General features: G+C 34.9%; 17 protein-coding genes and 2 pseudogenes. 16 read left to right on the top strand and 3 right to left on the bottom strand.

Annotated features, from left to right (window positions below; all coding sequences use genetic code 11):
- Positions 1 to 10: 10 nt before the first annotated feature.
- From FLS47_RS06650 to FLS47_RS06620, 6 genes and pseudogenes are all read left to right on the top strand, one after another.
- On the top strand, positions 11 to 1,483 hold the full coding sequence (locus tag FLS47_RS06650; RefSeq protein WP_149913597.1) for a RagB/SusD family nutrient uptake outer membrane protein: 1,473 nt from the start codon (positions 11 to 13) through the stop codon (positions 1,481 to 1,483).
- Between the two features lie 443 nt (positions 1,484 to 1,926).
- Positions 1,927 to 5,169, top strand: coding sequence for a SusC/RagA family TonB-linked outer membrane protein (locus FLS47_RS06645; protein ID WP_149913596.1), 3,243 nt, complete (start codon positions 1,927 to 1,929; stop codon positions 5,167 to 5,169).
- An 11-nt stretch (positions 5,170 to 5,180) separates the two neighbouring features.
- Positions 5,181 to 6,611, top strand: a complete 1,431-nt coding sequence (locus FLS47_RS06640) for a SusD/RagB family nutrient-binding outer membrane lipoprotein (protein ID WP_149913595.1) — start codon at positions 5,181 to 5,183, stop codon at positions 6,609 to 6,611.
- 44 nt (positions 6,612 to 6,655) lie between these two features.
- Entirely contained in the window at positions 6,656 to 7,483 is an 828-nt protein-coding gene (locus tag FLS47_RS06635; protein ID WP_188347376.1) for a DUF1735 domain-containing protein, read from the top strand.
- A gap of 475 nt (positions 7,484 to 7,958) precedes the next feature.
- A pseudogene (locus tag FLS47_RS18460) lies at positions 7,959 to 8,699 on the top strand (ISAs1 family transposase).
- Between the two features lie 159 nt (positions 8,700 to 8,858).
- Positions 8,859 to 9,875, top strand: coding sequence for an IS4 family transposase (locus FLS47_RS06620; protein WP_223225165.1), 1,017 nt, complete (start codon positions 8,859 to 8,861; stop codon positions 9,873 to 9,875).
- A 391-nt stretch (positions 9,876 to 10,266) separates the two neighbouring features.
- Here FLS47_RS06620 and FLS47_RS06615 read toward each other — a convergent pair whose 3' ends face one another.
- Positions 10,267 to 11,328, bottom strand: coding sequence for an Mrp/NBP35 family ATP-binding protein (locus FLS47_RS06615; protein WP_149913592.1), 1,062 nt, complete (start codon positions 11,326 to 11,328; stop codon positions 10,267 to 10,269).
- A 177-nt stretch (positions 11,329 to 11,505) separates the two neighbouring features.
- Between FLS47_RS06615 and FLS47_RS06610 the strand changes: the two genes are divergently transcribed.
- From FLS47_RS06610 to hpt, 3 genes are all read left to right on the top strand, one after another.
- Positions 11,506 to 12,300 (top strand): DUF3575 domain-containing protein, encoded by a 795-nt coding sequence (locus tag FLS47_RS06610; RefSeq protein WP_149913591.1) that lies wholly within the window; start codon positions 11,506 to 11,508, stop codon positions 12,298 to 12,300.
- Between the two features lie 125 nt (positions 12,301 to 12,425).
- Complete coding sequence (locus FLS47_RS06605) at positions 12,426 to 14,477, top strand: transglycosylase domain-containing protein (protein WP_149913590.1); 2,052 nt, start codon at positions 12,426 to 12,428, stop codon at positions 14,475 to 14,477.
- Positions 14,464 to 15,009 carry a hypoxanthine phosphoribosyltransferase gene (gene hpt, locus FLS47_RS06600; protein WP_149913589.1) on the top strand — a complete coding sequence of 182 codons (546 nt, stop codon included), beginning with the start codon at positions 14,464 to 14,466 and terminating at the stop codon, positions 15,007 to 15,009. The genes FLS47_RS06605 and hpt overlap by 14 nt, the downstream gene beginning before the upstream one ends.
- Here the strand turns inward: hpt and FLS47_RS06595 are convergent.
- Complete coding sequence (locus FLS47_RS06595; protein ID WP_149913588.1) at positions 15,006 to 15,572, bottom strand: DNA-3-methyladenine glycosylase I; 567 nt, start codon at positions 15,570 to 15,572, stop codon at positions 15,006 to 15,008. The two genes, hpt and FLS47_RS06595, sit on opposite strands and share 4 nt — an antisense overlap.
- 45 nt (positions 15,573 to 15,617) lie before the next feature.
- On the opposite strand from FLS47_RS06595, the gene FLS47_RS06590 reads away from it, so the two are divergent.
- The 6 genes from FLS47_RS06590 (at position 15,618) to FLS47_RS06565 (ending at position 22,169) form a co-directional block, all read left to right on the top strand.
- A complete protein-coding gene (locus FLS47_RS06590; RefSeq protein ID WP_149913587.1) occupies positions 15,618 to 16,598 on the top strand; it encodes a DUF4271 domain-containing protein in 981 nt (326 codons plus the stop codon).
- A gap of 10 nt (positions 16,599 to 16,608) precedes the next feature.
- A complete protein-coding gene (locus FLS47_RS06585) occupies positions 16,609 to 17,376 on the top strand; it encodes a uroporphyrinogen-III synthase (protein WP_149913586.1) in 768 nt (255 codons plus the stop codon).
- Between the two features lie 198 nt (positions 17,377 to 17,574).
- Positions 17,575 to 18,861 (top strand): type IX secretion system lipoprotein PorK/GldK, encoded by a 1,287-nt coding sequence (gene porK, locus FLS47_RS06580; RefSeq protein WP_449441406.1) that lies wholly within the window; start codon positions 17,575 to 17,577, stop codon positions 18,859 to 18,861.
- A 56-nt stretch (positions 18,862 to 18,917) separates the two neighbouring features.
- Complete coding sequence (gene porL / locus FLS47_RS06575) at positions 18,918 to 19,565, top strand: type IX secretion system motor protein PorL/GldL (RefSeq protein ID WP_149913584.1); 648 nt, start codon at positions 18,918 to 18,920, stop codon at positions 19,563 to 19,565.
- Positions 19,566 to 19,607: 42 nt separating this feature from the next.
- Complete coding sequence (gene porM / locus FLS47_RS06570; protein WP_149913583.1) at positions 19,608 to 21,131, top strand: type IX secretion system motor protein PorM/GldM; 1,524 nt, start codon at positions 19,608 to 19,610, stop codon at positions 21,129 to 21,131.
- A gap of 15 nt (positions 21,132 to 21,146) precedes the next feature.
- Positions 21,147 to 22,169, top strand: a complete 1,023-nt coding sequence (locus FLS47_RS06565) for a gliding motility protein GldN (protein WP_149913582.1) — start codon at positions 21,147 to 21,149, stop codon at positions 22,167 to 22,169.
- A 68-nt stretch (positions 22,170 to 22,237) separates the two neighbouring features.
- On the opposite strand, the pseudogene tnpA reads toward FLS47_RS06565, so the two are convergent.
- Positions 22,238 to 22,648, bottom strand: a pseudogene (tnpA, locus tag FLS47_RS06560) (IS200/IS605 family transposase); the annotation flags it as partial.
- 172 nt (positions 22,649 to 22,820) lie between these two features.
- Between tnpA and FLS47_RS18970 the strand changes: the two are divergent.
- A partial coding sequence (locus tag FLS47_RS18970; RefSeq protein WP_223225166.1) for a helix-turn-helix domain-containing protein occupies positions 22,821 to 22,930 on the top strand: 110 nt, incomplete at its 3' end.

Here is a 22,930-nt window from a genome sequence, read left to right as displayed (position 1 = left end):
GATAAGAAAGATGAAATTCAAATATATATTGAGCGCTCTAGCATTGAGCGCATCTTTAGCCTCTTGCGACATAGAAAAATTTCCTTATGATAGTATTTCACAAGAGATGGCTTTCCAGTCTGTGTCTGATGCTGAAAAGTGGAACAATAACTTTTACGCTCAATTAAGAGGCAGAATTTACGGCGTATACACATTGCCGCAAGATATCCAATCGGATATGTTGAATGCTACTGCAGATTTTGGTAATAACTATGGTGCTGTACACAGGTGGGCAGAAGAGTTTAATTCAGATAACTATCAAGTAAGAGATGTATGGGTTGGTTATTATGGTGCATTGAAAAATATCAATGAATCGATTGCAAAATTTCCTACAATCAATGCTGTAACTGATGCTGATAAAGCAAAATTAAACCAATATTTGGGTGATGCTTATGCTATACGCGCTTATTACTATTTAAATTTAGTGTTAAGATATTCTAAAGCATATAATGCCAATACAGCGGCTACAGACTTGGGAGTGCCATTGGTACTTACTTTTGATTTAAAAGAATCACCTAAAAGGGCTTCAGTAAAAGAAACTTACGATCAAATATTAAGTGATATTAACCAATCAAAAACTCTTTTGGCTAACGTGAATGGTTCTGTAGGTGCAACTAAATTCACTATTGATGCAGTTTATGCTTTGGAAGCGCGTGTTAAATTATACATGAATGATTTACCTGGTGCTGCTGAAGCTGCTGAGAAGGTTATTAAAACGGATAAATACAAATTGTATACCACGGCGGAAGATGTGAAGTCTATTTGGGCTACAGACAAAACTCAAGAAACAATATTTCAATTGTTTGCAAGTTTGAACGAGCGTCCGAATACAAATGATTCTTACTACAACTACGAAGCTTCAACGGATACTTACAGATCATATTTCATTCCAAGTAAGTGGGTGTTGGATATGTATGATGCTATAGATTTCAGAAAAAATGCTTATTTCAAAGAAGTTGATTTGTATCAACAAGGTAAAAAGTACAAAGCGTTCATAGTGAACAAATACCCTGGTAACCCAACGTTAGTTTCATCAAAAGCTGAAAACCACAATGCTCCTAAAGTGTTTAGGGTGGCAGAATTATACTTAATCTCAGCTGAAGCGAATGCGACAGTAAATTCTACATTGGCATTGACTCGATTAAATGCATTAAGAGAAGCACGTGGCTTGGCTAGATTGAATAATCTTTCAGGCGCTGCATTATTAACTGAAATAAAAAATGAGCGATTGAGGGAATTAGCTTTTGAAGGATTTCGTTTAGACGATTTGAAAAGATGGAATGAAGGTTTTGAAAGAAGATCTCCTCAAGGAACAGATTTTTTACAAACAGGTTCGGGTTACATCAATTTGAAAAAAGAAAAAGGTGATGAAAAATTTGTATGGGGGATACCATCATACGATATTACTTTAAACAGTAACTTAGAGCAAAATAAAGGTTGGTAATACGTTTATAAAGCTATCAAAGCCCTTGGATTTTTTTCAAGGGCTTTTTTATTTTTAAAAATTATCATGTCATGAAATAAGATAAAAAATGAAGAATTGTTATGAAAGAATAGCTACACTATTTCAGGTAGTTGTGAAAATAACTGATGTGGTTAACCTTAAATAACATTATAAAAATATTTAATAAAAATAATTATTTCGCAAAAAAGTTAAATTACTCTTTAATAATTTTTTAATGGCATTTGTCACTTTCAAAATGTTTTAAAAGACTAAAAACTATATGTAATTAGAAAAAAATATAACTTTTACTATATTTTGAAATTCTTTTGTATAAGTGTTAAAAAGTGTAAAATATTTTTTTATATGTTTGCATAGTACCATATAAATTGTGAAAAAAAGTTGTATCGACAACACTAACAATTACTAAACAAAAACAAAAACTTATGAAACAAAAGTTACTCAGTGCAATGTTTGCAATGACTTGTGTAACAAGCTTGTCATTTGCGCAAACTCGAGAGGTGAGTGGTTTGGTTACTGCATCAGATGGGACTCCAATTAGTGGGGCTTCTATCTCGGTGGTTGGGACAAACACTGCAACTCAAACCGATGGATCAGGTCGGTTTAAAATTACAGCAAATTCTGGTGCATCATTAAATGTGTCTTATATTGGGTATACTACACAAAGGGTGTCGGTAGGAAATTCTACTACTCTTACGATAGTTTTAGAGGGTGGAGATCAGTCACTAGAAGAAGTAGTAATCACAGGAGCATATGGTGTTAAGCAAAGTGCTCGTTCATTGACTTCCAGCGCTCAGTTTATTGATGCTAAGGCAATTAACACTACTAGACAGCCTAATCTTAATAATGCATTAGCTGGTAAAGTAGCGGGTTTGCAAGTGCGTTCACAGTCTGCAGCGGCTTTAGGACGTCAGAATACTATTAGGTTGAGGGGTACTACAGGTTTTGGAAATGGCAATGATGGTGCGATCTATGTTGTGGATGGTACTATTCTACCTAACTATGATGATATTAGTGTCGATGAAATCGAATCACTTACAGTATTACAAGGTCCAGCCGCATCAGCACAATTTGGTTCTCAAGGAGCAAATGGAGCTATTGTAATCACAACAATTAAAGGCAAAAGACAACAGGGTTTTGGAATAAACGTCAATTTGGGTACAAATTTTGACAAAGCTTATATAATGCCTAACTACCAAAATAGCTATGCTGGTGGTGGATCTCAGTCGATGTATCAATACAATTGGAAAGAAGGTGATCCAGAAGAATGGAAAGCACTTGATGGCAAGTATTATCATGATTACAATGATGATTCATCTTGGGGCCCACGAATGATCGGACAAGAATATATTCCTTGGTATGCTTGGTACGGTGGTCATGATCGCTCTTATAAGACAGCTTCTTTAAATCCTCAACCAAATAATGCAAAAGAATTTTTTGAAACTGGTGTAGTCTCCAATAACAATATTGTACTTAATAAAGCAGATGAAAATTACAATTTGAAATTTTCATATACCAATCAATATACTAATGGTCTTCTTCCTACAACTTCCATGAAGCGTAATTTATTTACAATCAATGGTTCTTTTGATATTAGTGAAAAGTTAACTGTTGGTGCTAATTTGAATTATGTAAATCATAAGTTGTTTGGTGAGATTGATGATGCTTATTCTAATAACTCTACAGGTGCGTTTAGCCAATGGTTTCATAGAGATTTGGATATGGGAATCATTAAAGAATTAAGAGGATTGACAACACCAGAAGGTATTTTTGCGAGTTGGAATCATTCAAATCCTACGGCCTATAGACCGGAAAATCCAAGAGGATTTTATGCCGCAAATTATTGGTACAATCCCTATACATACTATGATTTGGTAGATCGGGTAAATCAAAGAGATAGACTATATGGTGATTTGTTTTTAACGTACAAAATAAATACTGATTTGAGCCTAACTGGTACGTATAGAAAGCAACAAAATCATACTTTATGGGAATATAAGTATAGTTCAAGACTGAATGAAAGTGGTCTACAAACTACAGGAAACAATGCCTTAGCAAAAGGTTATTATGGAACCGGTAATACCTATTCTAATCGTCAAAACATTGAGTTTAGAGCTTCTTACAATAAACAGCTACAAGATTTTACAATCAACGCAAATGCCATTGCAGATTTTTTCAGAGCTAATAGCAATGAGAATTCTGGAGCAACTGCGGATGGATTAAATGTACCAGATTTATTTACTCTATCAAACTCGATCTCACAGGCTTCACAAACTAATTCTCGTTCAAGAGAAGGTTACAATGCAGTTATGGGGATTTTTAATGTTGGATATAAGAATTTACTATTTGTAGATGGTACTTTGAGAAGCGATTGGTACTCTACACTTCCAGCGGATGATAATCAGGTTTTTTCTAAATCATTAGGGGCGGCATTTGTGTTTTCAGATTTGATTAAAGAAAGTGCACCTTGGTTGAGTTTAGGTAAAGTTAAATATTCATGGGGAGAGGTCCCAAGAGCTCTAGGGACATCTAATACTTCTTTTGGTCCATATCGTTACCCAGGAATGGCATATGGTGTTGGGCAATTTAAATGGGGAAATAATTTTTTAATGACTACTCCAGATCAATTAGTTGATCCAGCAATCCAAGGCTCTGTAAGTGCACAACAAGATATAGGCTTAGAGTTATTTTTCTTGAATAACCGTATTGGATTAAATGCAACATATTGGACTGGAAAGGATAAGAATTATCCGTATTCAGTATCTCAGAATGGTGCTACTGGCTATACTTCTTTATTGACAAATATTGGTCAAATATCTAAATCGGGGTTAGACATCCAATTGAAAGCTATTCCTGTACGAAATACTAATTTTGAATGGAATACAAGCTTAACTTGGTCAAGACTTCTATCAAATGATGTTGATGCAATTACTGAAGATACTAAAAGAATAAATGTCGAAGGTGTTTGGGGTTCTACTATGCCAATACTAGCACATGTTGAAGGTCAACGTTGGGGACAGATCTATGGCAATGGTATTAAAAGAAATGATGCAGGAATTCCTATATTAGATGCAAATGGTTTCTATACAAATAATCCAAATGTAAGCTTTGGGTCTGTATTGCCTATGTATACTGGAGGTTTTCAAAATAACTTTAGATATAAAGACTTTAGTTTGGGTATTGATTTAGATTTTCAATATGGCGGTAAAATGGTCTCTTTATCAAACATGTGGGGATCTTATTCTGGTTTGACGGCAAGAACTGCTCGTCTTAATGATAAGGGAAATCCAATAAGAGATGCAGTAGCAGATGGTGGTGGAGTACGAGTGGATGGAGTTGACGCTGATAACAATACCGTAACACATTACTTAGAAGCACAAGATTATTACCATGGACTTTACGATAAGTTAGCTTTTGATGAATTTATTTATGATTTAAGTTTTATCAAGATGAGAGCTTTATCTTTCGGATATAATATTCCTGTCAATAGATTGAATTTAGGTAGTACAATTAAATCTGCGAACTTCTCACTTGTAGCTAATAATCCTTTACTGATTTGGGCAACAACTAAAGATTTTGATCCTTCAGAAATAAGTGCTTCCGTAGGTGAAACAGGTCAACTTCCTGGTACGAGAGGTTTTGGTTTTAACTTAAACATTAGGTTCTAATTTCATAAGTCATGAGAAAAAAAATTATATATATATTATTGGGTGCAAGTATAATGGGGTCAAGTTGTGATGCTTTGAGCGACTTTGGAGATATGAATGATAACCCAAGTGCCACAACAAAGCCAATAACTTCAGCATTGTTAACAAATGTGTTAGCAGGAATTGGGGATTATGCCGCTAGAACGCATTACCAGCCAGGTCTTTATGCGCAATATATCTCTGAAACTCAATATACAGAGGCATCAACATATACGTTAGCACAATTGAGTTTCACTGGATTCTATTCAGGTCATTTGATGGATTTACAAAACATCATTAATACTGAGGTGGACAATCCTAATATGAGAGCTGTAGCGACAGTACTTCAACAATATATCTTTTGGTATTTAACGGATTGTTGGGGAGAAATTCCATACAGTGAAGCATTGCAAGGAGTATTACCTAAATATGATTCGCAAGAAGAAATATATAAAGGTTTACTTGCTAAATTAACTGAGGCAGAGAATGCATTAGGAACTGGTGGGCTAATTACAGGTGACTTAATTTATAATGGTGATACATCAGCATGGAAGAAATTCGCAAACTCACTTAGAATGTTGATCTCATTACAAATATCTAAACGTTATACTGGGCCTTCAGATTATGCTGCAACTGAATTTAAGGCTGCATTGAATGATTCAGATGGTTATATAAGCTCAAATGATCAAAACTTCACTGTTAAGTACCCAGGTGGGAATTTTAAAAACCCTTGGCGTAATACTTATGATGGTAGAAAAGATTATGCACAAAGCAAAACAGTAACTGATATTACAGCATCACTAGCTGATGGCCGTCAAGCTGCATTTGGTGGTGCAACTGAGGATTTATCTGCACCAAATGCATTTGCAACATCTAATATTGGCTTTCCTTATGGCTTGTCAAGAACAAATGCAGAAGCATTTGCTAGTGCAAATACAGGTTTCGCGAGAGTATTGCGTGGGGATTTCCGTCGAGAAGATTCTCCTTATGTTGTAATTGGTGCAGGACAAGTGGCTTTAGCAAGAGCTGAAGCTGCCCAACTTGGATGGACAACAGAAAATAAAGCAAATGTTTATAGACAAGGAATTGAGTTGTCATTTGCACAATGGGGAGTTGTAGCTCCAGCTACTTATTTTACTCAATCAGGAGTTGCGCTTAATGGAACTAATGAGATGGCAAAAATAAGTCAACAGCGATATATTGCTCATTATCCTGATGGTAGAATGGGGTGGAATATTTGGCGTAAATCAGGTGTCCCATCTCTTACCCCAGCTCCTGGTGCAACAGCTGGATCTACAATTCCTAGAAGATTTATGTATGCATCAACGGAATATTCTACAAATAAAGAAAATGTAGAGGCAGCAGTTGCGCGAATGGGTGGCACGGATTTAATGTCTAATAGAGTATGGTGGGATGTTCAATAATGATTATTATGAAAAGCAATTTAAAACAAATAATATTTGGCTTTGTGTTACTAGGTTTAACACAGAGCTGTGTAAAAGAGTCTTTTGAAGGAGATAATATAGGTGATAAAGGTACTACATTTGTTTCCGCGGTAGAGGATTTCGGCGATATACAATATATAGACGCGTTTACAAATAAGAAAGATATTGTAGGATTTACGTTATTTAAAAATGCTCACAATTCTTCAGAACTTGAAAAAGAGACTACTTTAACCCTAAAAATAAATAATGCTCTTATAGAAGAATATAATGAAGAACATGAAACTGCTGTGGAGGTACTAGATCCTAGCCTTTATACAATTTCGAACTCGAATTTTTCAGTGAGTGGAGATAATTTAACTGTTAAGTTTCCTAAAAACTCTTTATATGAACCATTTAAAATCAATGTAGATGGTTCTAAATTAGATTTATCCAAAACATACGCTTTTGCTTATGATATCATTGATGCCGATGGTTATAAAATTTCTGACGGTAGGGAATCATTTTTAGTTTTATTAGGTGTGAAAAATGAATGGGATGGTATTTATCGTTATCAGAATTCATCTACTACGTCTTTACAACCGAATAGAGATGTGGATGTGGAATTGGTGACTGTTGGTCCCAATACAGTTCGATTATATCCAGGACTAGTTGGTTATTATAGTAATGAAGTAAGATATACTGTAGATCCTGTTACAAATAAGGTTACTGTAGCTATGACTACTTTATTACCAATTGCTACAGATGAAAGCAGTTATTATGATCCTGAAACAAAAACTTTCCATTTGAAATGGACTTCTAATGGAGGAGCACGTAAATTTGAAGAAACTTTAACGTATAAAGCTCAAAGATAAAAAGTAATTTAAGATTCTAATACAATTTATGCCCCCAAAAGCTTCAAGCTTTTTGGGGGCTTTTTGTAATATATAATACAGTTAAAGTCATATATTTTTTGATGTTCCATACTTTGATAAACAGGAGAGGAAGTTATTAAGGTATATTTACGCAGGGCTGACGCATAAGAAAGTTTAAAAATCGTCAATTTTATTGACTTGTGTTGAAAACTGTGTAATATCTTTTTTGGTGTAAACTAGGTTAGCTTTGAGTTTAAGCCGTTTCTTTGTTGTTAAGCTATGGAAGCACCCCTTTACAGATATTTTAAATGGATACCTGATCCTCGGACATGCAATAATAAGAAACATAATCTTACTGAACTCATGCGGGATTATTTGAGCGCTGTTTTCGAGCTTGGACCGCCGAGTTGAGTGAAAGTTTGAGAACTATTTCGGCTAGCACTGAACGCGATTTAATGGCGATTGATGGAAATCGATTTGCAATAGTGTGAATAAGAGAGATGGACTGGGAGCACTTCGCATGGTAAGCGCGTGGAGTTGTCGCAATCAATTGGTTCTGGGGCAGCAGAAAGTGGCCGATAAGAGTAATGAAATTACAGCTATTCCAGAATTATTATCATTATTAGATATCAAGGGCACCGTGATTACTATTGATACTATGGGGACACAAAAAGAAATTGCTACTAAAATAGTTGAACATAAAGGTGATTACATTCTTGTTTTAAAACAAAATCAACAAGCACTATATGACCAGGTTGTCAATCAGTTTAATTTCAAGGAAGACAGTTACAGCCAACATTTGGATAAAGGACATGGTCGTTCGGAAATTCGCACATGCAGAGTGATTAGCCACTTAAATTACATTGATGAGTAAGAAAACTGGAGGGGTCCAAACAGTATTATCAAAATTACTTCAGAGCGAATTATAGGCGAGTCCCATACCATTCAGGATAGTTATTACATCTCTAGCTTAGAAGATGATGCCGCATATTTTAATCAAGCAGTTCGTGCTCATTGGGGGATTGAGAATCAATTACATTGGCAATTAGACCTCGGATTTGGAGAGGATTATAATACCACAAGAAATCGAAGGGCTGCTCAAAGCTTTTCTGTTGTAAGAAAACTCGCGTTGAACATACTTAAAGCCGATGTAGCCAATAAATCCATCCTAAAAGCAAAACGAAAAAAGCAGAATGGAATAATGAATACCTACTGAAATTAATCGTTAATGTAAATTTCTAGTGCGTCGGCCCTGTATATTTACGTCTCTGATTCTTACATTTTAAATTTTTTCATTAGTGTCCGGTAAAAACATGAAGCCAGATTAATGGCTTCTTGAGAATCGTAAATTTGTGTTTGAGAAACAAAAAGTACGATGAGCAAAAGTAATCATTTTTCTATAAAATCTGTTTTCGGACAGCTGATATCATTAATTGAAGATTCCCTGATAAAAAGGGAGGTTAGAAAGTGTGACTCGGACAGCTATACCAAGTATTTCAAGACGAAAGATCATTTGATAAGCATGTTATTTTGTTCTTTTTCAAAATGTACATCTTTACGTGAAATATCAGGAGCAATGCTAGGGTTATCGGGTAAAACGACGGGCTTCCAGCTGCACCATATTCCTAAAAGAAGTACTTTATCGGACGCAAACAAGAGAAGAGATGTTCTGGTTTTTGAAAATATCTACCACAGTTTACTCAAACAATATGGTGATTTTTTATCGGACAGCCGGATCAAGGATGTGATTAAGAATCAGGTAAAAATCTTTGATAGCACCACCCTTAGCCTATTCAAAGATATTTTAGAAGGTGTTGGCAGAAACCCTAAAACAGGAAAAAAGAAAGGGGGAATTAAAGTTCACACCGTTGTAAATGCAGATGAAACCGTTCCGAGTTTGATTTGGTTCAGCGAAGCAAAAAAGCACGATCACAATTTTTTGGAAAAATTAGAATGCGATGAAAATACGGTATATGTTTTTGATAAAGGGTATAATGATTACAAGGCTTTTGCCCATTTTACGGATCAAAAAACGGGTTTTGTGACCCGAATAAAGGATAATGCTTCCTACTTGAAAATCGAAGAATTGGATATCGGAGCGCATATTCACAATGGTGTTCTGAAAGATGAAATCATTGAAATAGATGTAAAACAAGACGGAAAAACTTCAAAATTGAGATTGCGAAAAGTGGTTTTCTATGACCGAGTTGGCAAAAGGAGATTTGAATTTCTGACCAATTTGTTTGACATGCGTGCAGACTTGATTGCAGCTCTTTACAAAATACGTTGGCAAATAGAACTTTTATTCAAACACCTCAATCGGAATTTTCCATTGAAATATTTTTTTGGCGACAATGAAAACCCATTAAAATACAGATCTACTGTGTTTTAAACGTTAATTTACTGCTCTGGGTAATCAAAAAGCGATTGAAACGAAAATGGGCATTCTCCAACTTGGTTAGTTTTTGTAAAATCCATCTGTTTAACTATATCAACCTAATGAAATTTCTGGAAAATCCAGAAAAGACTGGACTATTGAGCAGGACAATGGCAAACAACTGTCCTTTAATTGGTAGCTTGTTTTTGAATATTTGCAAAAACAAAATTCTAACAACTTGATTTTTAAGCTAATACAACTTTTAGAAAACCAAATTTAATTTTTATCGGACGGTAATGTAAATAAATATCATTTTTTTAAAACTTTCATTATTAGTTTTATTTAAATATAAATTCATTACAGATAACAAAAGGCTTCCAAATCGGGAAGCCTTTTAATCAATATTCTACCTATTCGCCAAGATACTCAATTCTTGAGCTACTCTGCCGGCAATATTTCTGTAAGATTCTCCTATTGGATCTTCGCTGTCTAATACAATTGGGAAACCGTTATCTCCAGCGTCAGCTACAGATTTTACTAACGGAACTTCTCCTAAAAATGGAATTTGGTTTTCTTCAGCTAAACGTCTACCGCCCTCTTTACCGAAGATGTAATATTTGTTATCTGGTAATTCTGATGGCGTGAAATATGCCATATTTTCTACAATACCAAGGATAGGAACATTAATTCCTTCCATCTTATACATTCCAATACCTTTTATGGCGTCAGCAAGGGCTACATTCTGTGGTGTTGTCACGATTATGGCACCTGAAATTGGGTAAGTTTGTGATACTGTAATGTGAATATCTCCTGTGCCTGGAGGCATGTCCACAACCAAATAGTCTAATTCACCCCAATCTGCATCATTGAATAACTGCTTGATAGCAGATGTTGCCATTGGTCCTCTCCATGGAATAGGCTGATTTGGATCTGTAAAAAAACCTATTGAAAGCAATTTAAGACCAAACTTTTCGATAGGCTCGATTTTAGTAGATCCGTCCGGTAATTGAGAAGCCATTGGTTTAGCACCTTCAAGACCAAACATTATTGGCAGTGATGGACCATAAATATCTGCGTCCAAAAGTCCTGTTTTGGCACCTTTACTAGCTAAGGCTAAGGCTAAATTACTCGCGACAGTAGATTTTCCTACGCCTCCTTTACCAGAAGAAACTAAGATTATATTTTTGATTCCTTTAAGTTGGTTTGGATCAACACTGGTTACTCGCGAGGTCATGTTTATTTCAACTTCAACTTCTTTGCTTATAAATAATGCTATTGCATTGCGACAAGCGTGTTCAATATGTCCTTTTAAAGGGCAAGCTGGCGTAGTCAATACAACGTCGAATTTGACTTTATTGGGGAGGATTTCAATATTTTGAATCATGTGAAGCGTAACCAGATCCTTCTTGAGATCAGGTTCTTCCACATGACTTAATGCATGTAATACTTGTTCTTGCGTAATAGTCATGGTTTGCAATTTCTAATAGTACAAAGCTAAGAATTAAGGTAAATAAACCTGTCATTTCTTTGTTTGAATATTAAGTACCGATAACTAGGTATTTTTAAAAGTGTAGGAATATTTTTATTCATTCACATTTAGGAATGTTTATTTTTGTTTTTTAAACCAAACTTTAATAACCATTAGATGAAAAACATATTATTAACAATAGCATTGGCTATTTCAATTATTGGTGTCAATGCTCAAGAAACTGTAGAAACAGAGAATACATTAGAGCAGCCTAATTTTGTGAAATTAAATTTATTGCCCCTACTTGGCGGAAAGATTTCAGTGGAGTACGAACGTGTTTTAAGTAAAAAATTTGCAGTAGGTGTAGCAGTTAATTTACGTCCAGAAAGTGAATTACCATTCAAATCACGCATTATGGACATTGTCGATGATGCAGAAGTTAATTCTTTGTTGGATGGAATGAAATCATCTAGCACCGCTATAGTTCCAGAGTTTAAATATTATCTTTCTAAAAAGGGTTATGGTCAAGGATTTTATTTAGCACCCTACGTTAAATATGCAAAATTCAATTACTCAGCGCCTTATACTTATGATGTATCCATTGAATATCAAGGTCAAATGGTATATGATCGTGAAGAAACTATTAGTTTGAAAGGAGATTTGACTACTGTTACAGCTGGTATTTCTGTTGGTATTAACTTCAGATTAAAGGATAATATTTTCTTAGACTGGAGAATTATTGGGCCAGGTTATGGAATGTCGAAAGGCAATCTCGCGGGTAAGATGGCGCTGAACGCAGATGAACAAGCCGGGTTACGAGATCAATTAGGTGACTTGAAGGAAAGTTTAAATGACTTACCACTGAAGTTTAAGATGGATTACAACGTTCATGCAAATGGTGCGGACATTACTTTGAATAAAAGTCCTTGGGGCAATATCCGTAGCGGATTATCAATAGCGTATAAGTTCTAATTTGGAATATATAATTTAGTTAAAAAAGCTATACTTTGTAATGAAGTATAGCTTTTTTTATTTTGATAATAAAGTATTCAAATTTAAAACTCTATTTTTAGTCAGGATTTTAAGTACTATAATTTATGGGTAGTTTCTTTTCAAGAAAGCGCAATAAATGGTTTTTAATAGGTGGTGTTGCAGTAATCGTAATTCTAGTTGGTGGATTTGTAGTAGGTATGTCTAAACGTCAAGGTCTGCTAGATAAAGCGATTTATAAGGTTCAACAAAAATTGAAGAATGATTACGATGTAACTTTTACAGTTGATAAATATTATTTTTCTGGATTTACAACTGTGGAATTTAAAAATTTGTTAGTTATTCCTGAAAATAGAGACACACTCGCATCTATGCAGTCTTTTTCAATTTCAGTTCGAGTATTGCCATTGTTAATTGGTAATATTGAGATTGGGGCTATTGGTGTAGAAAATGGTTCACTCACTTTTGTAAAGAAAGATTCTATCAGCAATTACGATTTTATTTTTAAAAAACGCAAAAGTGTTTCTGAACAAAAGGATAAATCAGAATCTAAGGGCTTTGCGGACTTGGCAGAAAGATTAAGTAAGCAGTTTTTTGCAACCGTACCTGATGACTTAGTGTTAAAAAATTTTGTGCTTTCATACACAGATGATAAAATTTCACAACAAGTGCATGTTCCAGAAGCAATTATGAATTCTGGTAAGTTCGAATCTTCTGTGTTCTTGAATGATCATGAAGCTGAATGGATACTTAAGGGGAAGGTCGATGCAAGGTCACAGCGTATGCGTGTAGAGGTTTCCTCAAAAGAAGCAGATGTCGAATTACCATTTTTACGCAGTAAGTTTGGTTTGTCCGTAAGTTTTGATAAGCTAATTTTTGATCTGCAAGATATAATAAAAATCAAAAGGAATTTGTTGGAGGTTGATGGTGTTTTCGCATATGAAAATTTAAAAATAAATCATCGTAGGTTGTCTGATTCAACAATTGTGTTGCCAACTGCAGAAATGGAAGGTGGTTTGCAATTTGCAGATAATTATGTCGCATTGCGTGAATACTCGACGATTCGAATTAAAGATTTTTCTATATCTCCTCAAATCAAATTTACTTTAAAACCAACAAAGCAATTGGAGCTAGCCATTCATACAGGAATGTTTCAAGCTCAAGATTTTTTTGATGCTATTCCTAATGGTTTGTTTCAGAATGTGGAGGGTGTTAAAGTGGAAGGGAGTATAGCTTATGACTTAGATTTCTCTGTAAATCTGGATAAACCAGATGACTTAATATTTGTATCCAAAATTGATGATGAAGATTTAAAAGTGATTTCTTGGGGGCAAGCAAACATTGATTCGCTCAATTCGTCATTTATATATGATGCCTACAATGATACGGTATTAGTAAAACGTTTTGCTGTTGGACCTGAGAATCCTAAATTTAAGAGGTTAGATCAAATCCCATATGTATTAAAAACAACCGTAAGAAATACGGAAGATCCTTTTTTTTATAAGCACAATGGATTTGAAGAAGAAGCATTTAAATTATCAATTGCTACAAATATTAAAGAAAAAAAATTTAAACGTGGGGCAAGTACAATCTCCATGCAACTCATTAAAAATGTCTTTCTACACAGAAAGAAAACATTAAATCGAAAATTCGAAGAGATATTATTGGTTTGGTTAATGGAGTCTTCTGGCCGCGTAAGCAAAGATAGACTATTTGAAATCTATCTTAACGTAATTGAATGGGGGCATAATGTTTACGGAATCACAGAGGCTGCCGATTATTATTTTAAAAAACAACCCGAGGAACTAACTTTAGGGGAAAGTTTGTTTTTATCTAGCATAATTCCGCGACCAAAGACAGGTTTAAATTCTTTTGATTACACGGGACATTTAAAACCATGGTTACAACGTCATTTCAATACTTATGGGTCGATTATGCGTAAGTTAGGTGAATTAGAAAATGTTGCTGTGCCAGAAAATTACGGGTTCTATCAAGTTGTATTGCAGCCTGCTCTTCGACCAAAAGCTCCTGCTGTTCGAGATACTTCACTAGATATAATTGATGAGCATGAATTGTTCATGCGTGAGATTGAATCGATGGAAAATTCTAGAAAATCTATACTAGAAAAATTAACGGGGGACAAGAATGAAAATAATTGAGATTGATGAGCTGCGCTTTGAGCCTTTCATCGATTATGAGCAAATCAAAAAAAGAATACGTTTAATTGCTATAGATATTAATTTAAAATACGAAGACAAAAATCCTGTTTTTATTGGTGTACTGAATGGATGCTTCATGTTTATGGCGGATTTGATGAAAGAAATTGAGATCGACAGCGAAATGAGTTTTGTAAAACTTTCCTCTTATCATGGTACTGAACAAGGGGATTTATCTCAATTGGTAGGGGTTGGGATAGATATAAAAGATCGTAATGTAATTGTTGTGGAAGATGTGGTCGATAGTGGCAATTCTTTGAAATATACAATTGATGCGTTGCAAAGAGAAGGAGTAAGGGAGGTTGCTGTTTGTACACTTTTATTGAAGCCCTCTTGCCTACAATACGATTTCGATCAAATTGAATATGTAGGGTTCGAAATTGAAAAGGAATTTGTAATAGGCTATGGGTTAGATTATAATGGAAAATTCAGAAACCTAAAAGATATTTACAGAGAAGTGACTTTAGGAGATTAGTTCCTAAAGTCACAATTTGTAAGGTGATCATTTACCATACCAACTGCTTGCATATAAGCATAGCAGATAGTGCTGCCGAAAAACTTTACCCCACGTTTTTTCAAATCTTTTGCTATAGCTTTTGATTCTGCGGATTCCGGTACAATGTCCTTCATTGTTGCAATGATATTTTCTATGCGCTGTTGATTAGGTAAGAATTGATATAAATAATTATAAAATGAGCCAAACTCTTTTTGAATTTCTATGAATATTTTAGCATTATTTATAGCTGCTTCTATTTTTCCGCGATGTCGAATAATGCTTTCATCTAGAACTATTCTTTCGAGGTCATCATTTGTAAATTGTGAGACTTGTTCAACATCAAAATCTGCAAATAATTTTCGATATCCTTCCCTTCTTTTTAAAATGGTATACCAACTTAATCCCGCTTGAGCCGATTCTAAGATTAAAAATTCAAATAGTGTTTTATCATCAGTCACTTGTTTACCCCATTCCTTATCGTGATAGTCTACATAAAGAGGGTCTTCTCCGCACCACGGACAGCGTTTTGTTGTTGTTGCCATATTTGTGTTTAAATATTTAGTACAAAATCATACCTTTGAGATCGTATGTTAAGGAATGATTTTTTAAGGCAAATTATGAAAAATAAGCAACATATCCTGTTGTTATTGTTTTTGTTATTCTCTTGCAGGAGTAATGCGTTTTCCTTAGATGCAGCGTTCTCTCAAACGGACAGTACTATAGTTAATCACGATAATTCAGCTTTTGATAGCTCTGATGTCAAATCGTTTGACTATATTTTTCTTGATACTTCTGAGAGGCTAAATCATAATCCTATACAAGATAGCGTGTTGCGGATTATCGAAATAGAATACACCGATCTAGGTGCTTGGTTTGCTAAAATGGATAAGCTTAAAAAAACAAGAATTGCTTCTCCATTGATTGAGAAATCCAATCGTCCAGCTTGGCTTATTGGTATTCTTTTGTTGATTTTGATAAGTTTTGGTTTGGTTCGAATTTTCTTTTATCCTACATTTTTAAATATTATTTACGGCTATTTTAACGAAAGAGTACTCGCGCAAATAAGTAAGGAGGATAATGTCTTAACTTCTTGGCCATATATCTTTTTATATATTATTTTTAGTTTTTCCTTAGGCTTATTTGTTGTTCTTTATTTCAGTGCCAAAGAGGATACGCTTTTCTTGACATTGTATAATTTTGGGCGTATTTCTTTAGTTATTGGTTTCTTGTTTGTAGCTAAATTTCTACTTATCCGAATTATATCTGTCATATTTGACGCAAAGCGTATAGCTAGAGATTACATCACTGTTTTATATATTGTGTACTTTAATAGCCTATTATTTCTTATTCCTATTTTAATTTTAGGTGTTTTTTTACCTTTTAAATATTTAGACACTTTAGCGTTATTATTAATTCTAACCACTATTTTGCTGTTTAGTTACCGCATTATTCGTTCTGCTTTTAGTTTATTAGGTAATCTAAAGTTTTCAATCTTTTATTTAATTCTCTATCTTTGTGCTCTAGAAATAGCGCCGGTTTTAATATTAGTGAAATCACTAAACAATTAAAGATAAGTTTATGCAGATTGATGTTGCTAGAGCTAAGAAAGTTAAAAGTATCTTAGTTACGTTGCCAAGACCAGAAAATGACAAGTCACCATACTTCGCATTAGCAGAAAAATATAACTTGAAGTTAGATTTTCGTGGGTTTATACATGTGGAGGGAGTACCTGCAAAAGAGATTAGGAAAGAAAGGATCAACTTCGCTGAACATACAGCAGTAATCTTTACGAGCAAAAATGCTGTAGACCACTTCTTCAGAGTTTGTGAAGAAATGCGTTTTGAAGTTTCTGCAGAGATGAAATACTTCTGTATTTCGGAAGCTATAGCGCTTTATTTGCAAAAATATATACAGTATCGTAAGCGTAAGATTTTCTTTGGAAAGCAGACAGCTAAAGACTTGGAAGAAGTATTGAAAAAGCACAGTAAAGAAAAATTCCTTTTCCCTTGTTCGGATGTCGCAAATGAAGAAACACAAAAGTGGCTTCAAGAAAATGGATATAACTTTACTCCCGCCGTGCTGTTCAAAACAGTCATAACAGATATAAAAGATTTAAAAGATGTGTTTTATGATGTGATAGTATTTTTCAGTCCATCGAGTGTACAGTCTTTATATGAAAATTTCCCTGATTTTGTTCAAAACAATACGCGTATTGCAGCTTTCGGTGCTTCTACTCAACAAGCACTATTAGATAAGGGATTGATTTTAGATATTCCTGCACCTACGCCTGTGGCACCAAGTATGACTATGGCTGTAGAGCAATACATTAAATTAGTTAATAAGTAATCAAAAAAATATATAATCAAAAGGGTCAGTATAATTAAATGCTGACCCTTTTGATTATATAAGGAGGATAAAGATTGTTTATTAATTAATTTTAATTAAACTTTCTAAAATGCTATAATTACCTTATTTTTATGACATTTCAATATTATTAGATATTGAACTAACCTATTTTGATATAGACTTATGATTGTAAATCATTTGAGATTTTTAAAGTATATTTTCGGTATTATATTAATCGTACTAACTATTGGATGTAAGACATCTACAAAAAATGGAGAATTAATTGGAGTGCGCTTAGATAAACTAAAGACTAGTAAAACACCCTATGGGATGGTGTTAGTTCCTGGTGGCACTTTTATAATGGGACAGTCGGATGAGGATATCACTTTTTCACAAACTGCGCAAAACCGTCAAGTAACTATCGCTCCTTTTTATATTGATGACACTGAAATTTCAAATAGTGAATACCGCCAATTTGTTTATTGGGTACGTGATTCTATACTGGTAACAGATTACTTAGGTGATGCTTCATACTTTTTACAAACTCAGGCACAAAGCAATACAAAATACATTGATTGGGAAAAGGTTAAACGTCAATCTCCTTGGAAATCGACTGATGCTAATGTGAAGTCGAGAATTGAAAGTTTGTATTACCAAGGAGAGGACAGACTTTTTGGTAAAAATGAAATGGACGTTCGTTTGATTAATTATCATTACGAATGGTATGATTTAGAAAATGCTATTCGCCACAAGAATGACAAAAATAAAAAACGCTCGGATTTTATATACAGAGAAAAAATAGGTATCTATCCAGATACTACAGTGTGGATGTCTGATTTTCATTATGCAGCAAATGAGCCGTTAGTAAAGGGTTACTTCTCACACCCTTCTTATGATGATTATCCTGTTATTGGTGTGTCTTGGAAACAAGCACAAGCTTTCAATGCATGGCGTACACAATTGTATAATAATCAAGCAATAAAAAACAAAAGACCTCAGCGATTTGATTATCAGTTACCAACTGAAGCAGAATGGGAGTATGCTGCACGTGGTGGACGTGTGGGTTCTCCATTTCCTTGGGGTGGTCCCACAGCTCGAAATGCCAGAGGTTGTTTAATGGCGAATTTCAAACCAGGAAGAGGGGATTACATGAGTGACAATTATGCTTATACGGCTCCAGTATATTCATATTTTCCAAATGATTATGGACTTTATAATATGTCAGGGAATGTATCGGAATGGACACAATCTTCTTATGATGAATCAGGATATTCGTACGTGCATGATATGAACCCGACATATAATTATTCTGCTAGAAATGAAGAAATGACAACCATGAAACGAAAAGTGATTCGTGGTGGCTCGTGGAAAGATGTGGGCTTCTTTTTGCAAAATGGTACACGTCAATATGAATATCAAGATACATCAAAATCTTATATTGGATTTAGAGGAGTAACTAGAGTAGCTGGTTCAGCATTAAAATAGAATTATTATTATACTAAACATAAAAAATATTTAACCTTATAATACTTTACATAAAAATGGCAAAGAAAAGCAAATTTGGTTTCGGCATCAATACATTAATAAATTGGGGTGCTTCAGTGGTTATTGTAGGATTAATGTTCAAGATTCTTCATTTTAAAGGTGGAGAATGGATGATCGGAATTGGATTGGCGGTTGAAGCTTTATTATTCTTCATTATGGGCTTTATGGCTTCAGAGAAAGATGTTGATTGGACGCGTGTTTACCCAGAATTGGATGACGATTTTGCAGGGGAGCTTCCAGCACGTAGCGTGCAACCAGTAGCTATCGCTCAACCTGTTAGCACAGGAAATACAGCCGCTCTTGATCAACTGTTGCAAAATGCTAAAATAGACGAAAATTTGATTGGAAACTTAGGTGATGGTTTGCGAACATTTAGTGACAAAGTTGCCTCTATTTCAAAAGTAGCTGATACAGCCGCCGCTACTAATCAATTTGCTGACAAATTGAATGCCGCGTCAACAGGAGCTTCGCAATTAAGTCATGCTTTTGAGCGTGCGGCGGCGGATTTGCAAACGTTCAACGAAGCATCGGCTGATATGCAACAATTTAAAGAGCAAGTGTCGACATTCAATAAAAATTTATCTTCGCTTAATGCCGTTTACGGAAATATGTTGTCTGCGATGAATATTAATAATCGAGCATAATTGTAGTAAAATCTAAGACCTAACGTAGAGAAATTACAAGACATGGCAGGACAAAAAGAAACTCCAAGGCAGCGGATGATTGGAATACTTTATTTGGTGTTACTAGGTTTAGTGGCATTGAATGTAAGTGATTCCATATTAGATGCATTTAAAAATTTGGGTAATAGTTTGAATACCTCTACTCAAAATACACAGAGCGGAATTGATAATATGTTTTTGTCTTTTAGAGAGACAAAATTGAAAGAAAATCCAGAAAGAGCTCAGCCTATATTACAAAAAGCAGAACAAGCACAAGCATTAGTGTCTAAGCTTACAGCAAAAGTAGGTGAATATAATAAATTACTTTCTGCCGAAGGTGGTGGTATAGAAGAAGAGACTGGTGATGTGAAATTCAGAAGTAGTACAGATATTTCTGCGCGTTTGATGATCAATGAAAAAAGAGGCAAAGAACTCCGTGATTTGATTAATCAAACTTCTGCTGAGCTTAAAAAATTGACAAATAATGAAGTAAGTTTTGCTTTATCTGCAGAGGATCCTGCTCCTAGGGGTGGTATAAAAAAGTCGTGGGAAGAATCTAATTTTGGCGATGGTATTCCTTTGACAGCTGCTATAACTGCTTTGGAAAAAATTAATGCTGACGCTAAGAATGCCGAATCAGCTGTAGTAAAGCATATTTTTGGTAAGATGGATCAGGCGGTGGTAAACTTGGATAAGTTTGCTGCGGTGGCAGTTGCCCCTACATCTTATCTGATTGCTGGGCAACCTTACACAGCTAAGGTCTTTTTAACGGCTTATGATTCAAAATCGAATCCACAAATTACAGTAAATGGCTCTTCAATTCCCGTTTCTGATGGACAAGGTACATATTCTTACACACCAAGCGTAGGAACGCATACATGGAAAGGCTCTATATCAGTTCAGCAAACTGACGGTACAGTCAAAGTTTATGAAACCGAGCCAATGACTTTTCAAGTTTCTCAACCATCCGCTGTAGTGTCACCAGATGCGATGAATGTGATGTATATTGGTGTTGACAACCCGTTGTCTATATCGGCACCAGGTGTTCCTGCTGAGTCACTAAAACTTACGGGTTCTGGAGTAACTTTGAAAGACAGAGGTAATGGTAAATACACAGCTCGTGTATCTAGTCCAGGAGAGGTTACACTGAATGTAACTGCAACTGTTGATGGAAAATCCCAGAATTTGGGTGCGTCCAAATTCCGTGTTAAGCGTATTCCAAAACCTACAGCTAAAATTGGTGGTAAAGATGGAGGACGTATATCAGCTGCACAGTTAAGAGGACAATCTGTAGTTTCAGCATCATTAGAAAATTTTGATTTTGATGCTAAATTCCAAGTAACTAAATTTAACATGTATATCAGTAAACCGCGTGTAGATCCAATTGGACCTTATGCTGCTGCTGGGAATAATTTTAGTGCGCAAATGAAAACAGCATTATCAGGTATTACAGCGGGATCTGTGGTAATGATATATGACATTGTTGGGGTGGGGCCAGATGGAGTAGCTCAAAATCTGAATGCTATCACATTCCAAGTAACGAACTAATAGAATTTATATTCTATGATAAAGAAATTTTTAACACTCATCATTGGTATAGGATCTACTTTTACAGTGTATGCACAAGTTGGAAACCTGTCGAATAGTACGACGCCTGTTCAGGAGAAAGAGCCTCCAGTGGATGGTTATGTTGTGAAATCAGATGTGGAGAATAGAAAGGTAATCCCTTACGCGCCTATTCGTCAGACTGATGTTGCTTTCAGCAAGCGTGTATGGCGTGAGATTGATTTGCGCGAGAAGATGAACCAAGCTTTTGCATCTCCAAAGGCACGCTTGATGGATATAATTGTCGATGCAATTCAGAAAGGCGAATTAACAGCTTATGATCCCACACCGACTAAGAATGATCCTAATGGCGATAGCTTCAAAAATATTCTTCCTATCGATCAGGTAATGGCAAGATTGGGTGGTGATAGCGTGTTGGTCGAGCAATACAATGAAAACAATGAGGTTGTGGGTTCGCATTATGAAAAGCGGGATTGGAGTGGAGAAAGTGTATTGAAATTCAGAATCAAAGAAGATTGGATCTTTGACAAGCAAAGAGCAGTTTTTGAGCCTCGTATAATTGGTATCGCACCATTGATTATCCCTCAAATACCTGGTGTAGAAGCCGCATTCGAAGCACAAGCACCAACAGTAGCAAATGCCGATCCTTTTGATCCATTTGCAGTCCAATCTTCAGAATCTGTTGCAACTTCTGAAGCTCAACAACCTGTAGCGCCAATTGCCGCTGTAAACAATATCGGACCTCAAGTAGACGCTACGCCAGCATTTTGGATTTATTTTCCAGAAGCTAGACATATATTAGTAAACAAAGAAGTCGTGAATAGAAATAGTGATGCTACGGGTTTGAGTTATGATGATGTGTTTATTAAACGACTTTTTTCTAGTTATATAATTAAGCAATCTAATTCTGAAGATCTTCGTATCAAAGATTATATAAAAGACGATTTAGATAGATTATTAGAGTCTGAACGCATTAAAAAAGCGCTTATGGATTATGAACAAGACTTATGGTCTTACTAATTAGTGATTTATTTATAAAACGGAGCGTAAAACCCACAGGTCTTTAGCCTGTGGGATGTAAGCGACTCACCCTGATTGAGAATATACTCACGAATAGTATCAGGAGATGCTTCACCTATTGAACAAACAAAATAACCATCAGGCCAGAAAGTATGTTCTTTCCAAAAATGTTTAAATAAGAATGACCTGTGTGGTGAACGCGAAATGTAATAAGTAGATTCTTGTTTTAACTTGCGAACAATAGAAGTAATTGAAACACGAGGGATATAACGAATAAGAAAATGGATGTGGTCTAAATCAGATTCAAACACTTCAATTTGAAAATCTGAATTAGAAGTAATTTTTAAGAGAAAAGAACGCATATCATCTTTTAACTGACCGACAAGTAACTTTTTACGATACTTGTAAACGAAGATTAAATGACACTTTAAGTAGTTTTTTGAACGATTTGTGCTGATGTAATTACATTTTTTAGACATATTATCGAAGTTTTTTGTGAATGTTTCTCAATGAAAATGGAAATATTTACAAAAAACGTGTCTGACTGCATAAATAAAATGTTTTTTTGCATAAAATAAAACTATTTAATAGTAGAATGAAGATAATTTTTCGGACATATGAATTTGAATTGCAGCAACACAAGAGCAAAAAGTGTTGTTGGATAAGCATTTTGGATGTATCCGTTACGTTTACAACTACTTTTTAAATGAAAGGAAAGAGCAATATCAAGCAAATAAAAAGTCTGATAATTACTATAAACA

Source organism: Sphingobacterium cavernae (assembly GCF_008520265.1).
Taxonomy (GTDB): domain Bacteria; phylum Bacteroidota; class Bacteroidia; order Sphingobacteriales; family Sphingobacteriaceae; genus Sphingobacterium; species Sphingobacterium cavernae.
The sequence above is the reverse complement of the archived record's forward strand: the minus strand, read 5'-3'. Positions and strand labels throughout refer to the sequence as shown.